At 66.7% G+C, this 17,294-nt stretch carries 14 protein-coding genes; 8 read left to right on the top strand and 6 right to left on the bottom strand.

Annotated features, from left to right (window positions below; genetic code table 11):
- Window positions 1-600: 600 nt before the first annotated feature.
- The 5 genes from KEG57_RS16850 (at window position 601) to KEG57_RS16830 (ending at window position 8,495) form a co-directional block, all read left to right on the top strand.
- A complete protein-coding gene (locus KEG57_RS16850; protein WP_272420576.1) occupies window positions 601-804 on the top strand; it encodes a hypothetical protein in 204 nt (67 codons plus the stop codon).
- Between the two features lie 119 nt (window positions 805-923).
- A complete protein-coding gene (locus KEG57_RS16845) occupies window positions 924-4,025 on the top strand; it encodes a type 2 lanthipeptide synthetase LanM family protein (RefSeq protein ID WP_272458608.1) in 3,102 nt (1,033 codons plus the stop codon).
- 33 nt (window positions 4,026-4,058) lie between these two features.
- A complete protein-coding gene (locus KEG57_RS16840; RefSeq protein WP_272420572.1) occupies window positions 4,059-4,805 on the top strand; it encodes an ABC transporter ATP-binding protein in 747 nt (248 codons plus the stop codon).
- Between the two features lie 44 nt (window positions 4,806-4,849).
- Window positions 4,850-7,261, top strand: a complete 2,412-nt coding sequence (locus KEG57_RS16835; protein ID WP_272458607.1) for an ABC transporter permease — start codon at window positions 4,850-4,852, stop codon at window positions 7,259-7,261.
- Between the two features lie 70 nt (window positions 7,262-7,331).
- Window positions 7,332-8,495, top strand: coding sequence for a TIGR02281 family clan AA aspartic protease (locus KEG57_RS16830; RefSeq protein WP_272458606.1), 1,164 nt, complete (start codon window positions 7,332-7,334; stop codon window positions 8,493-8,495).
- 247 nt (window positions 8,496-8,742) lie between these two features.
- On the opposite strand, the gene KEG57_RS16825 is transcribed toward KEG57_RS16830, so the two are convergent.
- Window positions 8,743-10,065, bottom strand: coding sequence for a PEGA domain-containing protein (locus KEG57_RS16825; RefSeq protein WP_272458605.1), 1,323 nt, complete (start codon window positions 10,063-10,065; stop codon window positions 8,743-8,745).
- 58 nt (window positions 10,066-10,123) lie between these two features.
- Entirely contained in the window at window positions 10,124-11,644 is a 1,521-nt protein-coding gene (locus KEG57_RS16820) for a serine/threonine-protein kinase (protein WP_272458604.1), read from the bottom strand.
- Between the two features lie 393 nt (window positions 11,645-12,037).
- Here KEG57_RS16820 and htpX point away from each other — a divergent pair, with 393 nt between their 5' ends.
- Complete coding sequence (gene htpX, locus KEG57_RS16815; protein WP_272420564.1) at window positions 12,038-12,997, top strand: protease HtpX; 960 nt, start codon at window positions 12,038-12,040, stop codon at window positions 12,995-12,997.
- Between the two features lie 241 nt (window positions 12,998-13,238).
- Here htpX and KEG57_RS16810 read toward each other — a convergent pair whose 3' ends face one another.
- Entirely contained in the window at window positions 13,239-14,042 is an 804-nt protein-coding gene (locus KEG57_RS16810) for an isocitrate lyase/PEP mutase family protein (RefSeq protein ID WP_272420562.1), read from the bottom strand.
- On the bottom strand, window positions 14,039-14,497 hold the full coding sequence (locus KEG57_RS16805; RefSeq protein WP_272420561.1) for a carboxymuconolactone decarboxylase family protein: 459 nt from the start codon (window positions 14,495-14,497) through the stop codon (window positions 14,039-14,041). Before KEG57_RS16805 ends, KEG57_RS16810 begins: the two co-directional genes overlap by 4 nt.
- A gap of 87 nt (window positions 14,498-14,584) precedes the next feature.
- Here KEG57_RS16805 and pdxR point away from each other — a divergent pair, with 87 nt between their 5' ends.
- Window positions 14,585-16,084 (top strand): MocR-like pyridoxine biosynthesis transcription factor PdxR, encoded by a 1,500-nt coding sequence (pdxR, locus tag KEG57_RS16800; RefSeq protein WP_272458603.1) that lies wholly within the window; start codon window positions 14,585-14,587, stop codon window positions 16,082-16,084.
- Window positions 16,085-16,101: 17 nt separating this feature from the next.
- On the opposite strand, the gene KEG57_RS55600 is transcribed toward pdxR, so the two are convergent.
- Together KEG57_RS55600 and KEG57_RS16790 are read right to left on the bottom strand one after the other, a co-directional pair.
- Window positions 16,102-16,356 carry a zinc-binding dehydrogenase gene (locus tag KEG57_RS55600; RefSeq protein WP_272420557.1) on the bottom strand — a complete coding sequence of 85 codons (255 nt, stop codon included), beginning with the start codon at window positions 16,354-16,356 and terminating at the stop codon, window positions 16,102-16,104.
- Complete coding sequence (locus KEG57_RS16790; protein ID WP_272420555.1) at window positions 16,353-16,679, bottom strand: zinc-binding dehydrogenase; 327 nt, start codon at window positions 16,677-16,679, stop codon at window positions 16,353-16,355. The genes KEG57_RS55600 and KEG57_RS16790 overlap by 4 nt, the downstream gene beginning before the upstream one ends.
- Between KEG57_RS16790 and KEG57_RS16785 the strand changes: the two genes are divergently transcribed.
- Window positions 16,672-17,175, top strand: coding sequence for a substrate binding domain-containing protein (locus KEG57_RS16785; RefSeq protein WP_272420553.1), 504 nt, complete (start codon window positions 16,672-16,674; stop codon window positions 17,173-17,175). The two genes, KEG57_RS16790 and KEG57_RS16785, sit on opposite strands and share 8 nt — an antisense overlap.
- Window positions 17,176-17,294 lie beyond the last annotated feature (119 nt).

The following is a 17,294-nucleotide window of genomic DNA, read 5'->3' as shown; positions in this document are numbered from 1 at the left end:
TGTTCCACAGGCGTCGCGAGCGGCTCGAGGTCGACCGACGCATCGAGCCGCGCAGCAGCCTGGGGAACACCCTCTCAGGGGCCTTCCTGAAGCCCCCCACAATACGGGTGGTACTTCACGCGTCATAGGCACGAGCTTGCGCGACGACGCAACTCCTTGCTCGAAGGAGCCCGCACGCCAGAGCGTGCCCGGCGCAGCCCATCCGACTACCGCGGGCCCCGTTTTCCGCTGGGACGGCGCGCCGGGTTCGACGAAAGCCACGGTGATCCACGGGGCCGCCGTCGGTGGCGCTCGCGGACCTTCGTGAACGTGCGGGCCCAGCGCGCGGTGTCTCCCCCCGCGTGGCACCAGCGTTGCGTGGGCGTGAAGCGCGACGCCGACAGCAAAGCTCGACCTTCGAGGTGCGCCTACGGAGCCGCTGCGAGCGGACGAGAGGCCGCCAGAAGGCGAGCCATGAGCGACGAGCCGCGAGCTCGGTCTGCTCGCCGATGCGCCGCTCCACGTCGCGCCTCATTCCATGCCCCTCACGAAATGTCGCGATTTCGCGAGGAGCACGGAATGCCACACGCACCAACCGAGAAAGGAATGGAGGATAGAATCATGAACGAAACGTTTGGCAAGGTGATCGTTGCGAAGAGCCCCCGCTGGGATGTCGAAGCGCAATGGGACGACAAGGCAGGGCCGTCCCTGCAAGCGCAGATCGACGCGGAGTTCGAGCAATCGGCGAAGCCCTACGCGGGCAGCAGCGGGTGGGTCTGTACGCTCACGATCGAGTGCGGCACCCTTGTTTGCGCCTGCCGCTGACGAAGCAGTGACGTGGGGTGTCCGACGCCGACCCGGGTCGGGCACCCCACCCTTTTAGGGATTCATCGGGACAGAGGAGCAGATACGTGAACCCGGGGGCACATCTAGACCACGTTGCCATGGCACAGGCGCTTACCGTCGTCGAGCGCCGACCGGTCGATGCCGGAGCATCTCGCACCGGACGTCCGGACTTGCTCGAGAAGTGGCGAGGAAATCACCTCTTGGACGATTCCACGTTCCACTCCTACCTGGCCAGGATCGGTATGCACGAGCAGGAACTGGCCTCGATCCTCGACGGGGGGCCATTCAAACCTCATCACGCATCCCTGGCATGGCTCCCCGATGCCATGGCCCTGCTCTTTGATACCCCCTCGACCCACGAATCGCCGCCACCCCTCGACGAGCTCGTCATTGAGAACACGCAGCTTGGCGAGCTGCCATTTGCCGGCCTGCTGGCCGACGTCGTGGCCCATCACTCCGCGCACCTGCGGGACCTGGCGGGAGCCGAGCTGTTCACCGACGCGGCGCGCGCGCAGATGTTGAGCGCGCTGGCCCAAAGGCTCGGGTCTGTGGCCATTCGATGCCTGCTCGCCGAGCTCTCCAGATGGGAAGGGTACGAGCGCTTCGACTCCGCCCTGAGATCCCGCACGATCCGAAAAGAAATCCTGGAGCGTTACCCTTTGCTGGCTCGCGATTTCGTCCGGATCGGACGCATGTGGTCGAATTCGATCACTCTGCTCACCAAGAGACTTCGAGACGATCTCCCGCAGCTCACCAGGGTCGGCCTGCTGGATCCCGCCCCAGGCCGCATCACGCGGGTCACGCTGGGCGCCGGCGACCACCACGACGGCGGGAAGACGGTGGTCCTGCTCGAGTTCGAGAACACGCAGCGTGTGGTCTACAAGCCCCGAGACACCCGGATCTACCGGTTCTACCAGCAATTCGTCGAGTGCCTCGCGCCAGCCGTCGCCGACACCATCACCCTGCGAGCCCCGAATGTCCTCGCCAGGGATTCCTACGGATGGGTGGAATTCATTCCGCATGCCGAGGCCGGCGAAACAGACCTCGAAACCTATCTTCGGAACCTCGGTGCGAGCGCCGGCGTCGCTTACCTCCTCGGCAGCTCCGACCTCCATCTCGAGAACGTCATTGCCACCTCGACATGCCCGGTCCCGGTGGACCTCGAAACCGCCATTCAGAATCATGCTCGAACATCTTCGAGCACAGCAAACGATCATGCCATCGCCAGGCTGAACGGCAGCGTCCTCGGGTCGGGGTATCTTCCCGTGCGCATTTGCATCGAGAATCAGGGGCCGATCGACGTCAGTGTCCTGACCGGCGGCCTCGCTCCGGCGGTGTACCGGGACGTCCTGCGGATCGTCGGCGCCTTCACGGCCCACATGCGCATCGAATACCAGCGGCAACAGGTGGGAAAGTCCCGGAACCAGCCTCCTGGCATGACGCTGGAGTTTGCCCGCAAGAATGCCAAGATCGTGTCCGAGGGCTTTCGCACGGTTTATGCGGCCGCCCTCGAGCGCCGCGACGACCTCCTCCGCGTCATCGCCCGAGCGGAGAACTTCTCCTTCCGCCATCTCCTGCGACCGACACGCAGCTATTCCCTCCTGCTCCAGGAGATGACCCAGCCCGCGTACGCGCGATCTGGTGTTTCCCGGGACAACCTCCTCAATCGCCTGTGGCGCCTGGCCAGAGAACGTCCCGAGGACGCAGACGCCATTGCCGTCGAGCTGTCTGCACTGCACGACCACGACATCCCACTGTTCTACGCAGAGCTGGACGGCACATCGCTGCTTTCCGCCGGCCGTGAGGTCCGGAGGGGCTACTTTGCGACCAGCGGCCGCGACGCCCTGTCGAGCCGGATCACAAACCTGTCTCGGCAAGACCTCGAATTCCAGGAGCGAATGGTCCTCGAATCGATAGCCGCTGCGACAGCCGGGCCCACCTCCGCCGAGGAGCGGCCGACGACACGGACGAGCGTCCCTGCTCCGCTCGGCCCGATGAATCCCCGAAGGATGCTCGAGCGCCTGCTTCAGCGGGCACGCCGAGACGCGATCGTCGGTGAAAAAGACGTCACCTGGATCGGCGTGACGACCGACGTGACGAATGAGGGCCTCGAATACCGCCCCCTGGGCACCACACTCTACGACGGCCTTGCGGGCGTTGGACTCGCACTCACCTACGCCAGCACCCTGGTCCCCGACGCCTGGGTGGCGGAGTACGCACGGAGGGCCCTCACCCCCGTGCACCATCACCTCAATGACTGGCTGGTCGGGACCGCGCCCCTGCCCGTGGGCGGGTTCAGCGGGGTGGCCGGCTTCCTTTATGCGCTGACCCATTATGCGGCCGTCACCGGTGACCGTGCGTGGGAAGCCACGTGCAGAGCGGCCATACGCAAGCTCAAAAGGAGCATCTGCGACGACCGGTACCTGGATGTCACCACCGGTTCCGCTGGCGTCTGCGCCGTCCTGGCCAGTCATCCCGCGCTCGAGAACGATGCGGACATCTCCGCGTGCGTACGCGCGGCGGCGGAGCACCTGCTCGCGAACAGCCTGCATCTCTCGGACGGCTCCCGGGCCTGGGCCTTCGGCGACGAACGAGTCCTCCTCGGCGGGTTCTCCCACGGAGCGACCGGAATCGGGTGGGCCCTTGCCAGGGCGGGCGCCTTCCTCGACGACGTGGAGGTCCTTCAGGCGGCACGGGAGGCCCTCGCGTTCGACGACCGGCTCTTCGACCCACGGCTCGACCGGTGGGCTGACGCCCGGCCGGAGATGCGTGGACGAGACGGGTACCAGTATCCCATTCACTGGTGCCATGGCGTGAGCGGGATCGGGCTCGCCCGCCTGGCCGCCTCGAAACTCCTGAAGGATGACGAGCTGCGCAGATCTGGCTTGAGGGCCGCTCGGACCGTTCACGACGCCGGTTTGCCCCCGAATGATTCCCTCTGTCACGGCTCCCTGGGCAACTGGGTGACGCTGCACCAGGCCTCCCTCATCGAAGACGACCTGCGACCATTGGCTCACAGCTTCGGGGAATCCGCGCTGCAGCGCATCCACACGGTCGGCGACGCTCCGGGTTTGCCGGAGGGAATTCAAACGGTGCCCGGCCTCATGCTCGGATGGTCCGGAACGCTTCTCACGCTGTGTCAGATGATTGCGCCGGAGGAAATTCCTCACGTGCTCCTCCTGGAACCTCCCCGTCGCTAATCCTTCAAAAGGACCTGTCCCATGAGGCATGTCATGCGCGTCGAACGAGCCGCAATGGAGTGTTTCAACCTGTCGAAGGTCTATGGCAACGGCGAGACGGCGGTTCACGCCGTGAACGCCGTGTCTGCCCGGTTCGAGCGGGCGCAGTTCACCGCCATCATGGGCCCCTCGGGATCGGGAAAAACCACCCTCCTGCATCTGCTCGCCGGCCTGGACACCCCGACCCGCGGCAAGGTGGAAATCGATGGCCGGGACATCACAGCCCTCGGCGACCGAGAGCTCACGGATCTTCGGCGAGATCGGATAGGTTTCATCTTCCAGGCATTCAACCTGCTGCCGACCCTGACCGCCGAGCAGAACATCCTGCTCCCGCTCAAGCTCTCCGGGCGCAGACCAGACCGACCGTTCCTGGATCAGATCGTGAGCTCCCTGGGGCTGTCGGACAGACTGTCCCACCGTCCAGGTGAGCTCTCCGGCGGACAGCAACAGCGGGTCGCCGTGGCCAGGGCGCTGCTCACGCGACCCGCCGTCATCTTCGCGGACGAACCCACAGGCGCGCTCGATCTGGCCACCGGCCGAGCCCTGCTAACAGGGTTGCGAGACGCCTGTCGCACCCTTGGACAAACCATTGTCATGGTGACCCACGACCCGGTGGCCGCAACCTACGCGGACCGTGTCCTGTTCATGGCGGACGGTCACTTACGCTACGAGATCATAAAACCCGCGCAGGACAGCGTGCTGACCGCCATGAAGAGCTTGAGCGAGGAGGTCACGCCTTGATCGCTGACGCATGGGCCCAGCTCCGATCGTATCCGTCCCGCGTCATGGCGGTGGTCGTCGCCATTGCGCTCGGGGTCGGGTTTCTCGTCGCGACCTCGGTCTTTGCCTCGACAACGACCATCGGGCTCCAGTTGACCGCGGCTGCACCGCTGACCAAGGCGGACATTTACCTCGAAAACAAGGCCCCAACCAAGGACCCGTCCTGGTTTCGGGAGGTCAGCCGCGAGCCCAACATTGCGACCGTCGATCCGGTTTATGCGCGAACGGTGGAAGCGTTTGGCCAAAGGCAACGTGGAACAGCCAACGTGCTGAGCTTGCCGGAGAACCCACAGGCTCGCTGGTTCCGCCTCCGAGAAGGAGGTCGATGGCCCTCCGGGCCCGCTGAGGTCGTCGCGGACGACAAAACCCTGGCAGAGCTCGGGGTCCACGTGGGTGACACCGTCCGGCTGCGTTCGAAGGCATCCCCCATGCAGAACGTGAAGATCACCGGGGTTGCGGAGCTCGGATTCCAGCCACTCGTCGGCGTCTCCTATCGCTTCTACGCGGCCGAAGCCTTTTTTGCCGGCGATACACCCACGGTTGCCCTGGCCCTCGTGCGAGACCCATCAAAGCTCCAGGCCACGATCCAACGTCTCGAGAACGCCTTGCCCGGACCGGTTGAGGTGTCGAGCGCCCGGGAGCAATCAGCGGCCGCAGCGGGACGGTTCGTGGGAGGGTCCAACGCCCTGACGTTCATCATGCTGGCTTTCGCTCTGCTCTCTCTGCTGGCCGCCGTCCTGGTCATTGCCAACACGTTCTCCATCCTTCTGACCCAACGCAGGAGGCAAACCGCTCTGCTGCGTCTTTTGGGTGCGCATCGCAATCAGGTCCGAAACCTGATCCTCGCCGAGGCCACCATCGTCGGCACGATTGGCTCCGTGGTCGGCACGGCATTGGGGGTCCTGCTCGGATTCGCCGGAGCCTCGTACCAAAAACTCGCCGCCGGCGGGCTGCAGATCAACACGCTCGCCCTCCTCGCGTGCAATGCGATCGGGGTGGCCTCCACGGTCATCGCCGCGTGGTTCCCGGCCCGGCATGCCATCCGCGTCCCCCCTGCGCAGGCATTACGCACCGCGCCCGATGCCATGCCGTCCCGGCAGTCCCGTCGGGTCGTGTTCGTGCTCGCGTCGACCCTGGTCATCATCGGAGCGGCGGTCGCAGCAGCGGGAATCCGCACCGTCGCCGTCGCGCCTGTGGTGGTCGGCGGGTTTGTCTCGGCGGTAGGGATCCTGACGGCTCTTCGACGGGTGGTGATGCTGCTCCTGCCCGTGGTGGAACGCGGATTCGACCGACTGGGTGTCGCCGCCGAGATCGCCGGCTCGAATCTTCGTTGCAATCCCGAACGCACCGGGTCCGCCGTCACGGCCCTGGTTCTCGGCACGGCGCTCATCGTCGCCTTGGGGGTGGCTGCCAAGAGCGGCCAGGCCACCGTCGATGCGGACCTGCAAACCCGCTATCCCGTGGACCTCAGCGTACGTACCGACGCCCCGGTCATCTCTGCCGAGACCGTGCGAGCGATCGCGTCGCTTCCTGGCCTTTCGATCACCGCAGCCCTGCCGGAGACAGCCGTCGAGCTACCTCCCGCCGCCGGACAGGAGATCACCACATTGCTCGGGGCGCCGAGCGAGGTAATCCGCGAGGCAGGCATGACGCAACTCTCGACCGTCACGCCCGACCGTCCACCTGCCATGCTCCTCCCCGGACGATACCTCGCGGCAGCCGGCCTCTCCGAGGGAGCCACCGTAACGGCTGTGGTGGACGGGGCGCGCCATGAGTTCGTCGCATACGCCTCGAAATGGGCCGATACCACCGGCCCGACCATCGGGATTGTGCGAGCGGACATCCTGTCCTCGATCTCGCGCACGTCCACGCAGCGGACCGTCTGGGCCATCGCGGCTCCGTCTGCCGATCGTGATGCCCTGCAGTCCGGCGCCAACACGATCGCGGCCATGGACCCGTCGATCACGGTCTCGGGCGCGCTCAGCGAGCGAGGCGACATCGCGAATATCCTCTCCATCCTGGTCAACATGTCGGTCGCAATGCTGCTGGTCACGGTCCTGATCGCGGTCATCGGCCTGGCCAACATGCTCCGGCTCTCGGTCCTGGAGCGAACCAGGGAGATCTCCCTGCTGAGAGCGCTCGGCATGCGACGCGCCGGTGTACGCACGATGCTCCTTCTGGAAGCCGCAGGGATCTCCCTCCTTGGTGCCGCGCTGGGCGCCGTGATCGGCCTGCCCTACGGACTGCTCGGAATCGCCGCCGTGGTGGGTCGACGAGCTGCCCTCGTCACCGACATCCCATGGTGGAACCTGCTCGCCGTCACCGCGCTCGTGGTACTGGCCGGAATGCTGGCGAGCGTGTTCCCCTCCCGCCGTGCCGCACGCATTGCCCCGGCCGAGGGTCTGGTCGACGAATAGCGGGGCTTCGAGACGAAATAGGCTCGACGAACGCTTGCTCGGCGGAAGGTCTTCGCGGTAAAACGGCATCATGCAGCGCCCCGTTTGCCAAGCCCACCCCGGGAGCTCCGCGGTGGCCTCGTGCAGCCAGTGCTTCGTGGCCCTCTGCGCGGTCTGCCGGCAGTTCGACGGCATGCAGGCCCTTTGCCCCAATTGCAAGCGCAAGCAGCGCCGTGCGCCGCTCGTACGCGCCCTCGTGGCCCTCGTCGTGCTGGGCGGGCTCGGGGGCGGTGGCTACTGGGCCTACCGCACCTACCAGCCGCGCTACGACTACGGGGCCGCCTCGAACACGGTACACAAGCTCGAAAGCGAGCTTCAGAAGGAGCCTTGCGACCGCCCGAAGACGCTCGAGCTCCTCGAAACGATGCTCGCGGCCGGCGACAGCCGCGGGGTGGTGGCGCGGGCCGCCACGTTTACCGCCGCATGCGGCGAATACGTCCAGACGAGGCGCATCACCTACCGCGCGCACCAGCGCCTGGGCGAGGCGGATGCGGCGGCGGCCGATCTGACGGAGCTCGTGAATTCCGACCCTTATCAAGTCCATTATCGTGCGTGGCGCGGCGTGGTGTACCAGGAAAAGGGCGACCTCGACCGCGCGGCGGAGGATTTCCGCCAGGCGCTCCTGCTCCACCCGAAGCTTTCCGACATCCCGCTCAACCTGGCGACGGTCTACGAGAAACAAGGCAAGCCCTGCGAGGCGGCTTTTCCGTTGCAGCAACTCGTCTTTCACCACTCGCGTGCGCCCTGGACGCCAGGCATCCGGACGCGCATCGCCGATCTCCTGCAAAAAGGGGGCTGCTCGGTCGTGGGCGAGGGCCGCGCGGCGCTGCGTATGGAGCCGGGCCAGCTCCAGATTCGCGCCAAGGTTCGCCTCGACGACAAGGAGACCGCGTCCTTCGTGGTGGATACCGGGGCGAGCTACGTGACGCTGCCGCGAGCGCTCGCGGAAAAGCTGGGCCTCCACCTCGCCGGGGCACCGAAGGTCGTGCTGCAGACGGCGAACGGGCAAAAGGATGGGCTCTTCATCCTGGTTGGCTCCATCGCGGTGGACAAACTCGCGGCGAAGCGCGTGCCGGCGGTGGTGGTCGACGATCTCGGCGCGGGCGTCGAGGGGCTTCTGGGGTTGAGCTTCCTGTCGCGTTTCGAGCTCAAGCAGGCGGATGGGGTGATCGAAATCGCGGTGCCGACGCCCTGAGGCGCCCGCAGGGTCCGCGTGTTTTCGCTTGAGGCATGAGCCCTGAGCCCTGCTAGAGCGCCGAACTGTTCGGCGCTCTGCGAGATCGCGAAGCGGTTTTCGCCTCGGGGGGTGAATCGGCCGGGCTTTGCCCGGACGAGAGGGGGACGCGAGGCGTCCCCCTCGGGACGAAAAGGCTAGAACATCGAGCGGTTGTCAAACCGATCGATGTTCTAGCAGGGCGACCAGCTTGGGATCGAGTCGTCGTTCACAACGAGAGATACGTGAACGTGACCAGCTGATGAAAATCTCTTCGGGCCTGGCCGAACCGTAGCCCCTGGCTGAAGGAAATCTCGTATTGACGCCGGTCGCCGGCGCACATGGACAGGAGCGACCATTCCGGGCCCACGGAGGCGCCGTAAAGCACCGGGTCCGTCTGCAGATCCGCCACGAATCCAGCCGAGAGCCCCGCAGCCGACGAGAACCACGGGCTCCAGTTGACACGGAGCATGGCCGGGACGACCACGGAGATCTGGGTCGCCTGATACTCCGGATTCTCGTTGAATCGGTGCACGACCGTCAGCGTCCCGCCCGTCCGGAAATCGAACATCGGGGTGATGCCGATGTTCATCACGAAACCCGCAGCCGCGCCGAACATGATCGCGCCGCCTTCGGTATACACCGCCATCGCGGGACTGAACGACCCGCCGAAATGGAGGCCCTTCCGGTACCGCGCCACTTCATCCATCGGGGAAGGTCGAAACTCCACGCGCTCGGTCTGGCCGGCGTCGACGGTCGCCTGCTTTTTTTCGTTCGTGCCGCCCGGGTATTGGATCTCGACCTCGTGCACGCCCGCCGTGACCGGCACCTCCAGCGGCGTCGCGCCCACGGCTTTCCCGTCGATGAAGACGTTCCCCTCGTGTGCGGAGCTCTCGATCCGGAGCTTCCCTCCGCCCTGGATCGCCGGAGCAGGCGAGCTCGGCGCCGGCGGCGGCTTGCTGCCATCGGCCGGGACGAGCTTGAGCGTGACCTTCTCGTTTGCCCCTTCCTTCACGTTGATGGTCGCGCTCGCCGCGTGAAATCCGCTCGCGGAGGCGGTGACCGTATGCGAGCCCGGATTGACCTTGCGTGGCGCGGAGAGCGCCGCGGAGGGAATCGACGCCCCGTCCACGGCCACGGCGGCAACGTCGCTCGAAGCGCCCTCCACGACGATCACCAGCGACGGGATACGGGTCGCGAGCTTTTGCGCGAGATCCGCGGCCTCTTCACGAGCCTTCACGAATGCCGCCGGCTCGTTCGCGTCCTTCGGGTGACGCGAAACTTGCAACAAGGTATCGCGCGCCTCGACGAGCAGCCCGCGCTCGATCTGGGCTCTGGCGAGCGGCAGGCCCGTGCTCGGAACCTGCATGATCGCATGCGCCGCCTGATAAGCCTTGAGGGCGCCTGCGTAGTCCTTCGAGGCAAACTTCGCGTCACCCTCTTTCATGAGGTTGCGCGCCGTCTCCTTGTCCGCCGAGGAAGGCTCAGCCGCGAGCGCGAGGGAAGGCGCGAGGAGCGTCGCGGTGACCAGCAATGCCGCGACACGAGACAACCACGCGACCCCCCTCGAAACACGAACCTTTGTGATACGTCGCGAAATCACCGACCGTTCAGAAACCATAATCCTTCTCGGGTAGCGGATTGCTTCGCTCAGGGCCGCCTGGCCTCGCCGACGGCTTCGGACGTGCCGCCGGCGCGGACGCACTCGGAGCGGAGGCACTGGACATGGACTCGCTTGGCGCAGGCGGATTCGGGGCGATGTCCATGCGGCTCGAGGCCGGCTCGACGACAGGCGGCGCCTTGTTGTCCTCTGGGGTCGGGCTCGCGGACGGGGCCGCGGTCACGGAAGGTTCATTCTCGATGACCGGCGTCGACGGCCCGCCGAGCGGCTTCGTGGGGGGCTTCAGATAGGCAAACCCGAGCGCGCCTGCCCCGAGGAGGCTCACCACCGCCGCGGCGATCATGGGCCAACGTCGACCCGGTCCGGGCGCCCCCGATCCGCGGGTCCCCGCCTCACCGACGTACGTCATCGCGGACGCGGGCCCACCGAGGGAGCTCGGCTCCTTTGCCGCGTCACGGGAGCTCGCATCCTTGTCGATATGCGCGGAGGAAGCCACGGAGTGGACGGAGGAATCTTGTGACGCTTCGCCGTCCGACGAAAACGGCCTGTAGCTGTGTTCGACGACCGTTACCTTCTCGTCCCGCCGTCCGATGCCTCCGACGACGGATGGAGCCCCGGTCGATTCTCCACGGGAGACGTGGCGCGAAGACGAGCTGGCCCCGTTGTGGGGAGCACGCGTGAGGGACGGAGACGATATCCTGCCGAGGGCGGTGTAGAGCGCGTCCGCCATCTCCCTGGCCGAGGCGAACCGCGCCGCGGGGTCATGTGCGAGGGCGCGCTTGCACCATTCGTCGACCTCGGGCGGGATGGTGCTCACGATCTGGCTCGGCGGAACGAACTTCCCCGCTTGCATGGCCAGGAACAGCGCGCCGATCCCATTCTCGTCGGAAAATGGCAGCTTGCCTGTCATCGCGCGGTAGGCGACGACCCCCAGGGACCAGAGATCCGCGCGGAAATCAACGCTCTTGGCGTTGAGAAGCTGCTCGGGGCTCGCGTAGAGGATGGTCCCGACGATCATCCCGGTGCTCGTCACGTCGCTCGATTCGCCGCCGCCCGGCTTTGCAATGCCGAAGTCGAGCACTTTGACGAAGATGTCGCCCTCCGTGTCGAGGAGGAAGATGTTGCTCGGCTTGATGTCGCGATGCACGATCCCGAGCCGGTGGGCCTTGCCGAGCGCCTTGCTGGTCTGCGAGACGATCCTGGCGACGTCCTCGAGAGGCAGCGGGCCTGTTCGTTTGATGCACGACGACAGGTCCTCCCCATCGAGCAGCTCCATGACCATGTACGGGATCCCGTCGCCGGTGACACCGTGATCATGGATATTTACAATGTGCGGGCTCCCGATCTGGGCCGCGCTCGTGGCCTCGCGCTGGAAGCGCATTCGGGTCGCCGGGTCGCTGGCGTGCACGTCCGCCACGAACTTGACCGCGACCTGCGTCTTCAACCCGAGGTGGTCCGCGATCCACACGCTTCCCATGCCGCCCCGTCCGAGCAGGCGCACGAGTCTCACGTGCTTCGAAACCGCGTATCCGGGACCAAGCCCCATGTACCAACGAGTACCACATGTCCAGGTCGTCCGGCTATTTTCGTTGCGCAGGGAGCGCCCGATGCCACGGCCACGACTGAACGCATGGTTGTTTGCCAAACAACCAAATCCTGAACGTGGTTGATACCCCGGCCATGGCGGCCGCGCGCTGACTTTGGTGGGACGCAAGCGTCCGGCCATTGCCGTCGATACTCCGGATTCGAATGGCCGGAGGGAGGTCGTGAAAGGCCCCCACCACGGTTTTTCCGATGTCTCATTCACGGAAGCTTCGGCGCGCTTCGCCGGTTTGCCTCTTGCACCGGGACGGACGCGTCACAGGTTTACCGTGCCCGTCCTTTCGGATTGTGGAGATCACGAATGAAAGGCAAATTCATCAGCCGGATCGCCCTGTTCGTATTGACCAACCTGGCGGTCGTGGCCATGCTCGCCATCCTCGCCCAGGTTTTCGGCCTCGAGCGCTTCCTCGTGCAGCAAGGGGTGCGGATCAACCTGCCAGGGCTGCTCGTCACGGCCGCGCTGATCGGCTTCGGCGGCTCGCTGATCTCGCTCCTCCTGTCGAAGACCATGGCCAAATGGAGCACCGGCGCGCAGGTCCTCGGCGTCCCCCGTAACGCCGAGGAAACCTGGCTTTTGCAGACCGTCGCGAGGCTCGCGCGCGAGGCAGGCATCGGGATGCCCGAGGTCGCCGTCTACGACAGCCCGGAGATGAATGCTTTCGCCACGGGCGCGCGGCGCGACAAGGCCCTCGTCGCCGTCTCCACGGGCCTCTTGCGGAACATGCCGCAAAAGGAAGTCGAGGCCGTGCTCGGTCACGAGATCGCGCACGTCGCCAACGGAGACATGGTGACGCTCACGCTCTTGCAGGGCGTGCTGAACACGTTCGTCATCTTCCTGAGTCGCGTCGTGGGCTTCCTCATCGACCGATTCTTGAGCCGCTCCGAGGACGGCGAGGAGCGAGGTCCAGGCATCGCCTACTTCGTGAGCAGCATCATCTTGCAGATCGTGTTCGGCATCCTCGCGAGCTTGATCGTCGCCTGGTTCAGCCGGCGTCGCGAGTTCCGCGCGGATGATGGCGGTGCCGAGCTCGTCGGCAAGCAGCCCATGGCCGGCGCCTTGAACACGCTCCGCATGCAACAAGGCGAGCCGAGCCTCTTGCCCACCAGCATGCAGGCGTTCGGTATCCGCGGCGGCCGCATGGTTGCCCTCTTCTCGAGCCACCCGCCCCTCGAGGACCGCATCGAGAGGCTCCTCTCCGCGGAAGGAAGCGCCCGCGGCGAGCACCAGAAGCCCTACGCCCGGCGATCCCGCGTCGTGTGAACGGGCAAAGCAGCTCCGCGCGGGCCGCGCCGACCTGAGAGGGGGGAGTTTCCGGCTCGATCCAGCGCCTTTCCCCCTCTCCGCCGCGCGGACAGATCCCTCGACCTCCGTCATCGGTCTTCGACCCCGAAGAAGCAGGTCCCGGGACCTCCGGCTCGATGTTGCGCTCCGTTCAAGCAGGTCCCGGGACCTCCCGGGTCGAGCTTGAAACCGTTCGCGCAGGTCCCTCGACCTCCCAAGGTCACCTCGCGAGCAGATCGTTCAGCGCCGGGAAGGAGAGGTCGGCGTCGAAGAGCTTCTCGTACGAGCCGTGCTCGAAGAGGTCGACGCAGGCCCGGCGTGCCGCGCTGAGCGCCGCGAGGCCCAGCCAGGGTCCGGCGCTGAGACGCCGGACCCCGTACGCCTTGAGCTCGCGCACGCTCGGCAGTCCCGGCAAGGCCATGACGTTGAGGGGCAGCGGCGTGCTGCGCGCCAGGGCTTCGATCGCCGAAGGCGCCGTGACCTTCGGAACGAACAGGCCGTCCGCTCCCGCGTCCGCGTAGGTACGCCCGCGCGCAAGCGCCTCGCCCTGCGCGTTCTCGGGCGGCGCCCCGCGGCCCATGAACACGTCGATGCGCGCGTTGATGAACACGTCCGCGATCCTTGCCTCGCGCTTGCACGCACGGATCTTGTTCGCGAGGACGTCGGGCGGCCCAAACCGATCTTCGAGGTTCACGCCGACGGCACCCGCATCCGCGATCCGCGCCACCGCCTCGACGACAGCGGCGGGATCGTCGGAGTAGCCACGCTCGAGATCGACCGTCATCGGCACCGACACGACCGCGGCAATCTCGCGCACGGCCGCGACGAGCGCGTCGAGCGGCAGGCGTTCGCCGTCCGGGTAGCCATGCGCCCAGGCAAGCGAGGCGCTGCTCGTCGCGATCGCCTCGGCGCCCGCGGCCTCCACGACGCGCGCCGAGGCCGCGTCCCAGACGTTCGCCAGAACGAGGAGATGGCCTTCCGCGTGCAGGGCGCGGAATCGTTCGGCACTCTCGCGGGGCCTCATCGGGCACTCGGCGTGTAGGTGCCCGCGGGCATCCGGAAGGGAACGTTCATGCGATTCCACGCATTGATGTGGATCACGGCCACCGTCAGCTCGACGAGCTCCGCCTCCCCGAAATGTCGTCGCGCCTCCTCGTAGACCGCATCCGACACGCCGTCTTTGCCGAGCTCGGTCACGGCCTCGGCCCACGCGAGCGCGGCGCGCTCTCGGTCGGAATAGAAGGGTGCTTCCCGGTATGCCGAGAGGAGATAAAGCCGCTGCTCCGTCTCCCCGGCAGCGCGAAGCTCCTTCGTATGCATGTCGATGCAGAACGCGCATCCGTTCATCTGGGAGACCCGCAGATTGACGAGCTCGACGAGCTTGTGGTCGAGGCCGGAAGTACGCACGTGCTGCGCGAGGGCGAGGAGCGCACGAAAGGCTTTCGGGGCGACGTCTTGGTAGGCGATGCGTTGCTTCATGATTTCTCCTTGGCGAGGGTGTAGCGTTGGAGTGGTCCACGTGGAAGCTCCACTTTGCCCACCACGGGCTGGACCACTTCGCCCCCCATGAGCCGCCGCACGCGTGTCCCCGAACTGCCGATCCCCCTTCGCGAGCACGGTGTCCCCATGCACCGCGCAGCCTACGACGCGCTTCGTGGTGCGATCCTCGAAGGACGCCTCCGGCCCGGCGCCCGCTTGCCCTCGACGCGTGATCTCGCAGAGCAGCTCGGGGTCGCGCGCGGCACGGTCGTCGCGGCGTTCGGGCAGCTCGCGGCGGAGGGCTACATCGTGGGCCGGCATGGCTCCGGCACCTTCGTCAGCAGCGATCTACCGGACGCATGGCTCCAGGTAAAACCCCCGGGCGCGAAGCGACGCGCTCGGCCGCGCGCGCCGCACCTGTCGCGCTGGGGTGCAGGGCTCGACGCATCGAAAAACCCGTTCGGCCGTTCCGGCACGCTCCGTCCCTTCCGCGCGCACCTCCCGGCCCTCGACGTCTTCCCCCACGAGGCTTGGAGCCGGATGGTGACCCGCGCCGCGCGGCGCGCGGTGGGCACACGCCTCGCCGACATCGACATCCGTGGCGTGCGCGTGCTGCGCGAGGCCATCGCAGAGCACCTGCGCGTCGCGCGGGGCGTCTCGTGCTCGGCCGAGCAGGTGATCGTCATGCCCAGCGTGCAGCAGGCGCTCGACATCACCGCGCGGCTCGTCCTCGATCCAGGCGATCGCGTCTGGATGGAAGATCCCGGCTACGTGGGCGTGCGCCCCCTGCTCGAATGCCTGGGTGCGGAGATCGTCCCGCTGCCCATCGACGAAGACGGGCTCGACGTCGCCGCCGGCATCGAGCGTGCGCCGGACGCGCGCCTCGCGTACGTCACGCCGGCGCACCAGGCGCCGCTCGGCGTCACGCTTTCCATCGAGCGCCGCCTCGCGCTGCTCGATTGGGCTGCGGCGCACGGCGCGTGGATCTTCGAGGACGATTACGACAGCGAGTACCGTTACGAGGGCCGTCCGCTCGCGGCGCTCCAGGGGCTCGATGACGCGGGGGTCGTCATTCACGCGGGGAGCTTCAGCAAAACGATGTCCCCCGCGCTGCGGCTCGCTTATGTCATCGTGCCGGACGCGCTGCTCGACCGCTTCGTCACGGCGAAGAGCGTACTCGATCGCTTCACGCCGCCGCTCGCGCAAACGGCGCTCGCCGAGTTCATCAGCGAGGGACACTTCGTATCGCACCTCCGACGAATGCGCGAGCTTTATGCCGAACGACGCGCCGCGCTGCTCGAGGCGATCACGTCCGAGCTCGGGGGCGCCATCGAGGTGATTGGCTCGAATGCCGGCCTCGCTCTCTGCGTGTGGCTACCTCCCGGCGTGGACGACCGCGCCGCTGCCTCTGCGATCGCTGCCCATTCGGTGGTCGCCACGCCGCTCTCGGCGCTCGCGATACGCCCGCTCCAGCGCGGCGGGCTCCTGCTCGGTTTCGCCGCGTTCAAGCCTGCGAGACTTCGCGCGGCTGTCGTGGCCATGAGCGCGGCTCTCGCGCCGCTCTTGCGCGATCGAGGGCGCGCCTGACGCTGCTCGCTCACGCTTCATCCGTTGACACGAACGACGATCTTTCCGAAGTGGGTCGCCGCTTTCATCTTGGCGAGGGCAACGGAAGCGCGGTCGAGCGTGAAAACGTCGTCGATGACGGGCCTCAGCTTCTTCGCCTCGAACGCGCGGTTCATCGTTTCGAACGTGTGCACCGAGCCGACGAGCACACCTTCGAGGCGCGAGGCGCGGAAGAGCACGGGCATCGGATCGATCGGGCCGGCAAAACCGGTGAGGACGCCGATGAGGCTCACCGTGCCTCCGCGACGGCTTGAAGCGATTGGGAGAGCGTCCCGGGACCGCCGACCTCGACGATGTGATCGGCACCTTCGCCGCCGGTGAGACGAAGCACGTCTTCGTGCCACGCCGGGTTCTGTCGATAGTCGATGATGTCCGTGACACCGAGTTTCTTCAGGCGCTCGGCTTTTTCGGGGCTCGACGTCGTCGCGATGACGCGTAGGCCCTCGGCGAGCGCGAGTTGCGCGGCGAAGAGCGAAACCCCGCCGGTGCCCTGGACGAGCACGGTCGCGCCGAGCTTCGGCCGCACGCCGCCTTCTCTCGACGTCCTCGTGCGCATCGGGCGGCTCGGCGAATCGAACCTCATCGCGAAGAAGCTCGGCGCGAGCCGGATCGTCCACGTCGCCGCGCCGTCGTACGTGAAGAGGCGCGGCGCCCCCAAGAGCCCGCGTGATCTCGCCCGGCACGACTGCGTCGGATACCTCCGCGACGGGCGGCCCGCCCCCTTCCAGTTCACCTCCGACGAAGGTACGGTCAACGCGGACATCCGAGGCCCGTTCCACGCGAACGACGCGGAAGCGCTCCGCGAGCTTGCGATCGCGGGAAAGGGTATCGTCGCGCTCTTCGATTTCCTCGCGCACGACGCCGTCGCGCGTGGGGACCTCGTGTTCGTCCTCGAAAAGCACCCCGGCACGACATGGCCGATTCACGCCCTCTACCCGAAAAGCCGTCACCTTCTGCCGAAGGTCGCCGTCCTCCTCGAGTTCGTCACCAAGCTCTTCGCGCCTGCCGGGCGGTCGGGGGGGCATACCGTCGCGTCGTCCTTTCGTAAATGAAGCGTCCGATAAAAAGAACTCGCGAAGCTCGATGAGGGCGTTTCTCGGCATTCGTCGAGGACGAGCACCTGGGTCGACGCGATGAGCGAAAGTCTCCTTGCGAGCGGTGACCGGCTCGA

This window comes from Polyangium jinanense (genome assembly GCF_028435365.1).
Note: the sequence above shows the minus strand (reverse complement) of the source record. Positions and strands in the feature narration are given on the sequence as shown.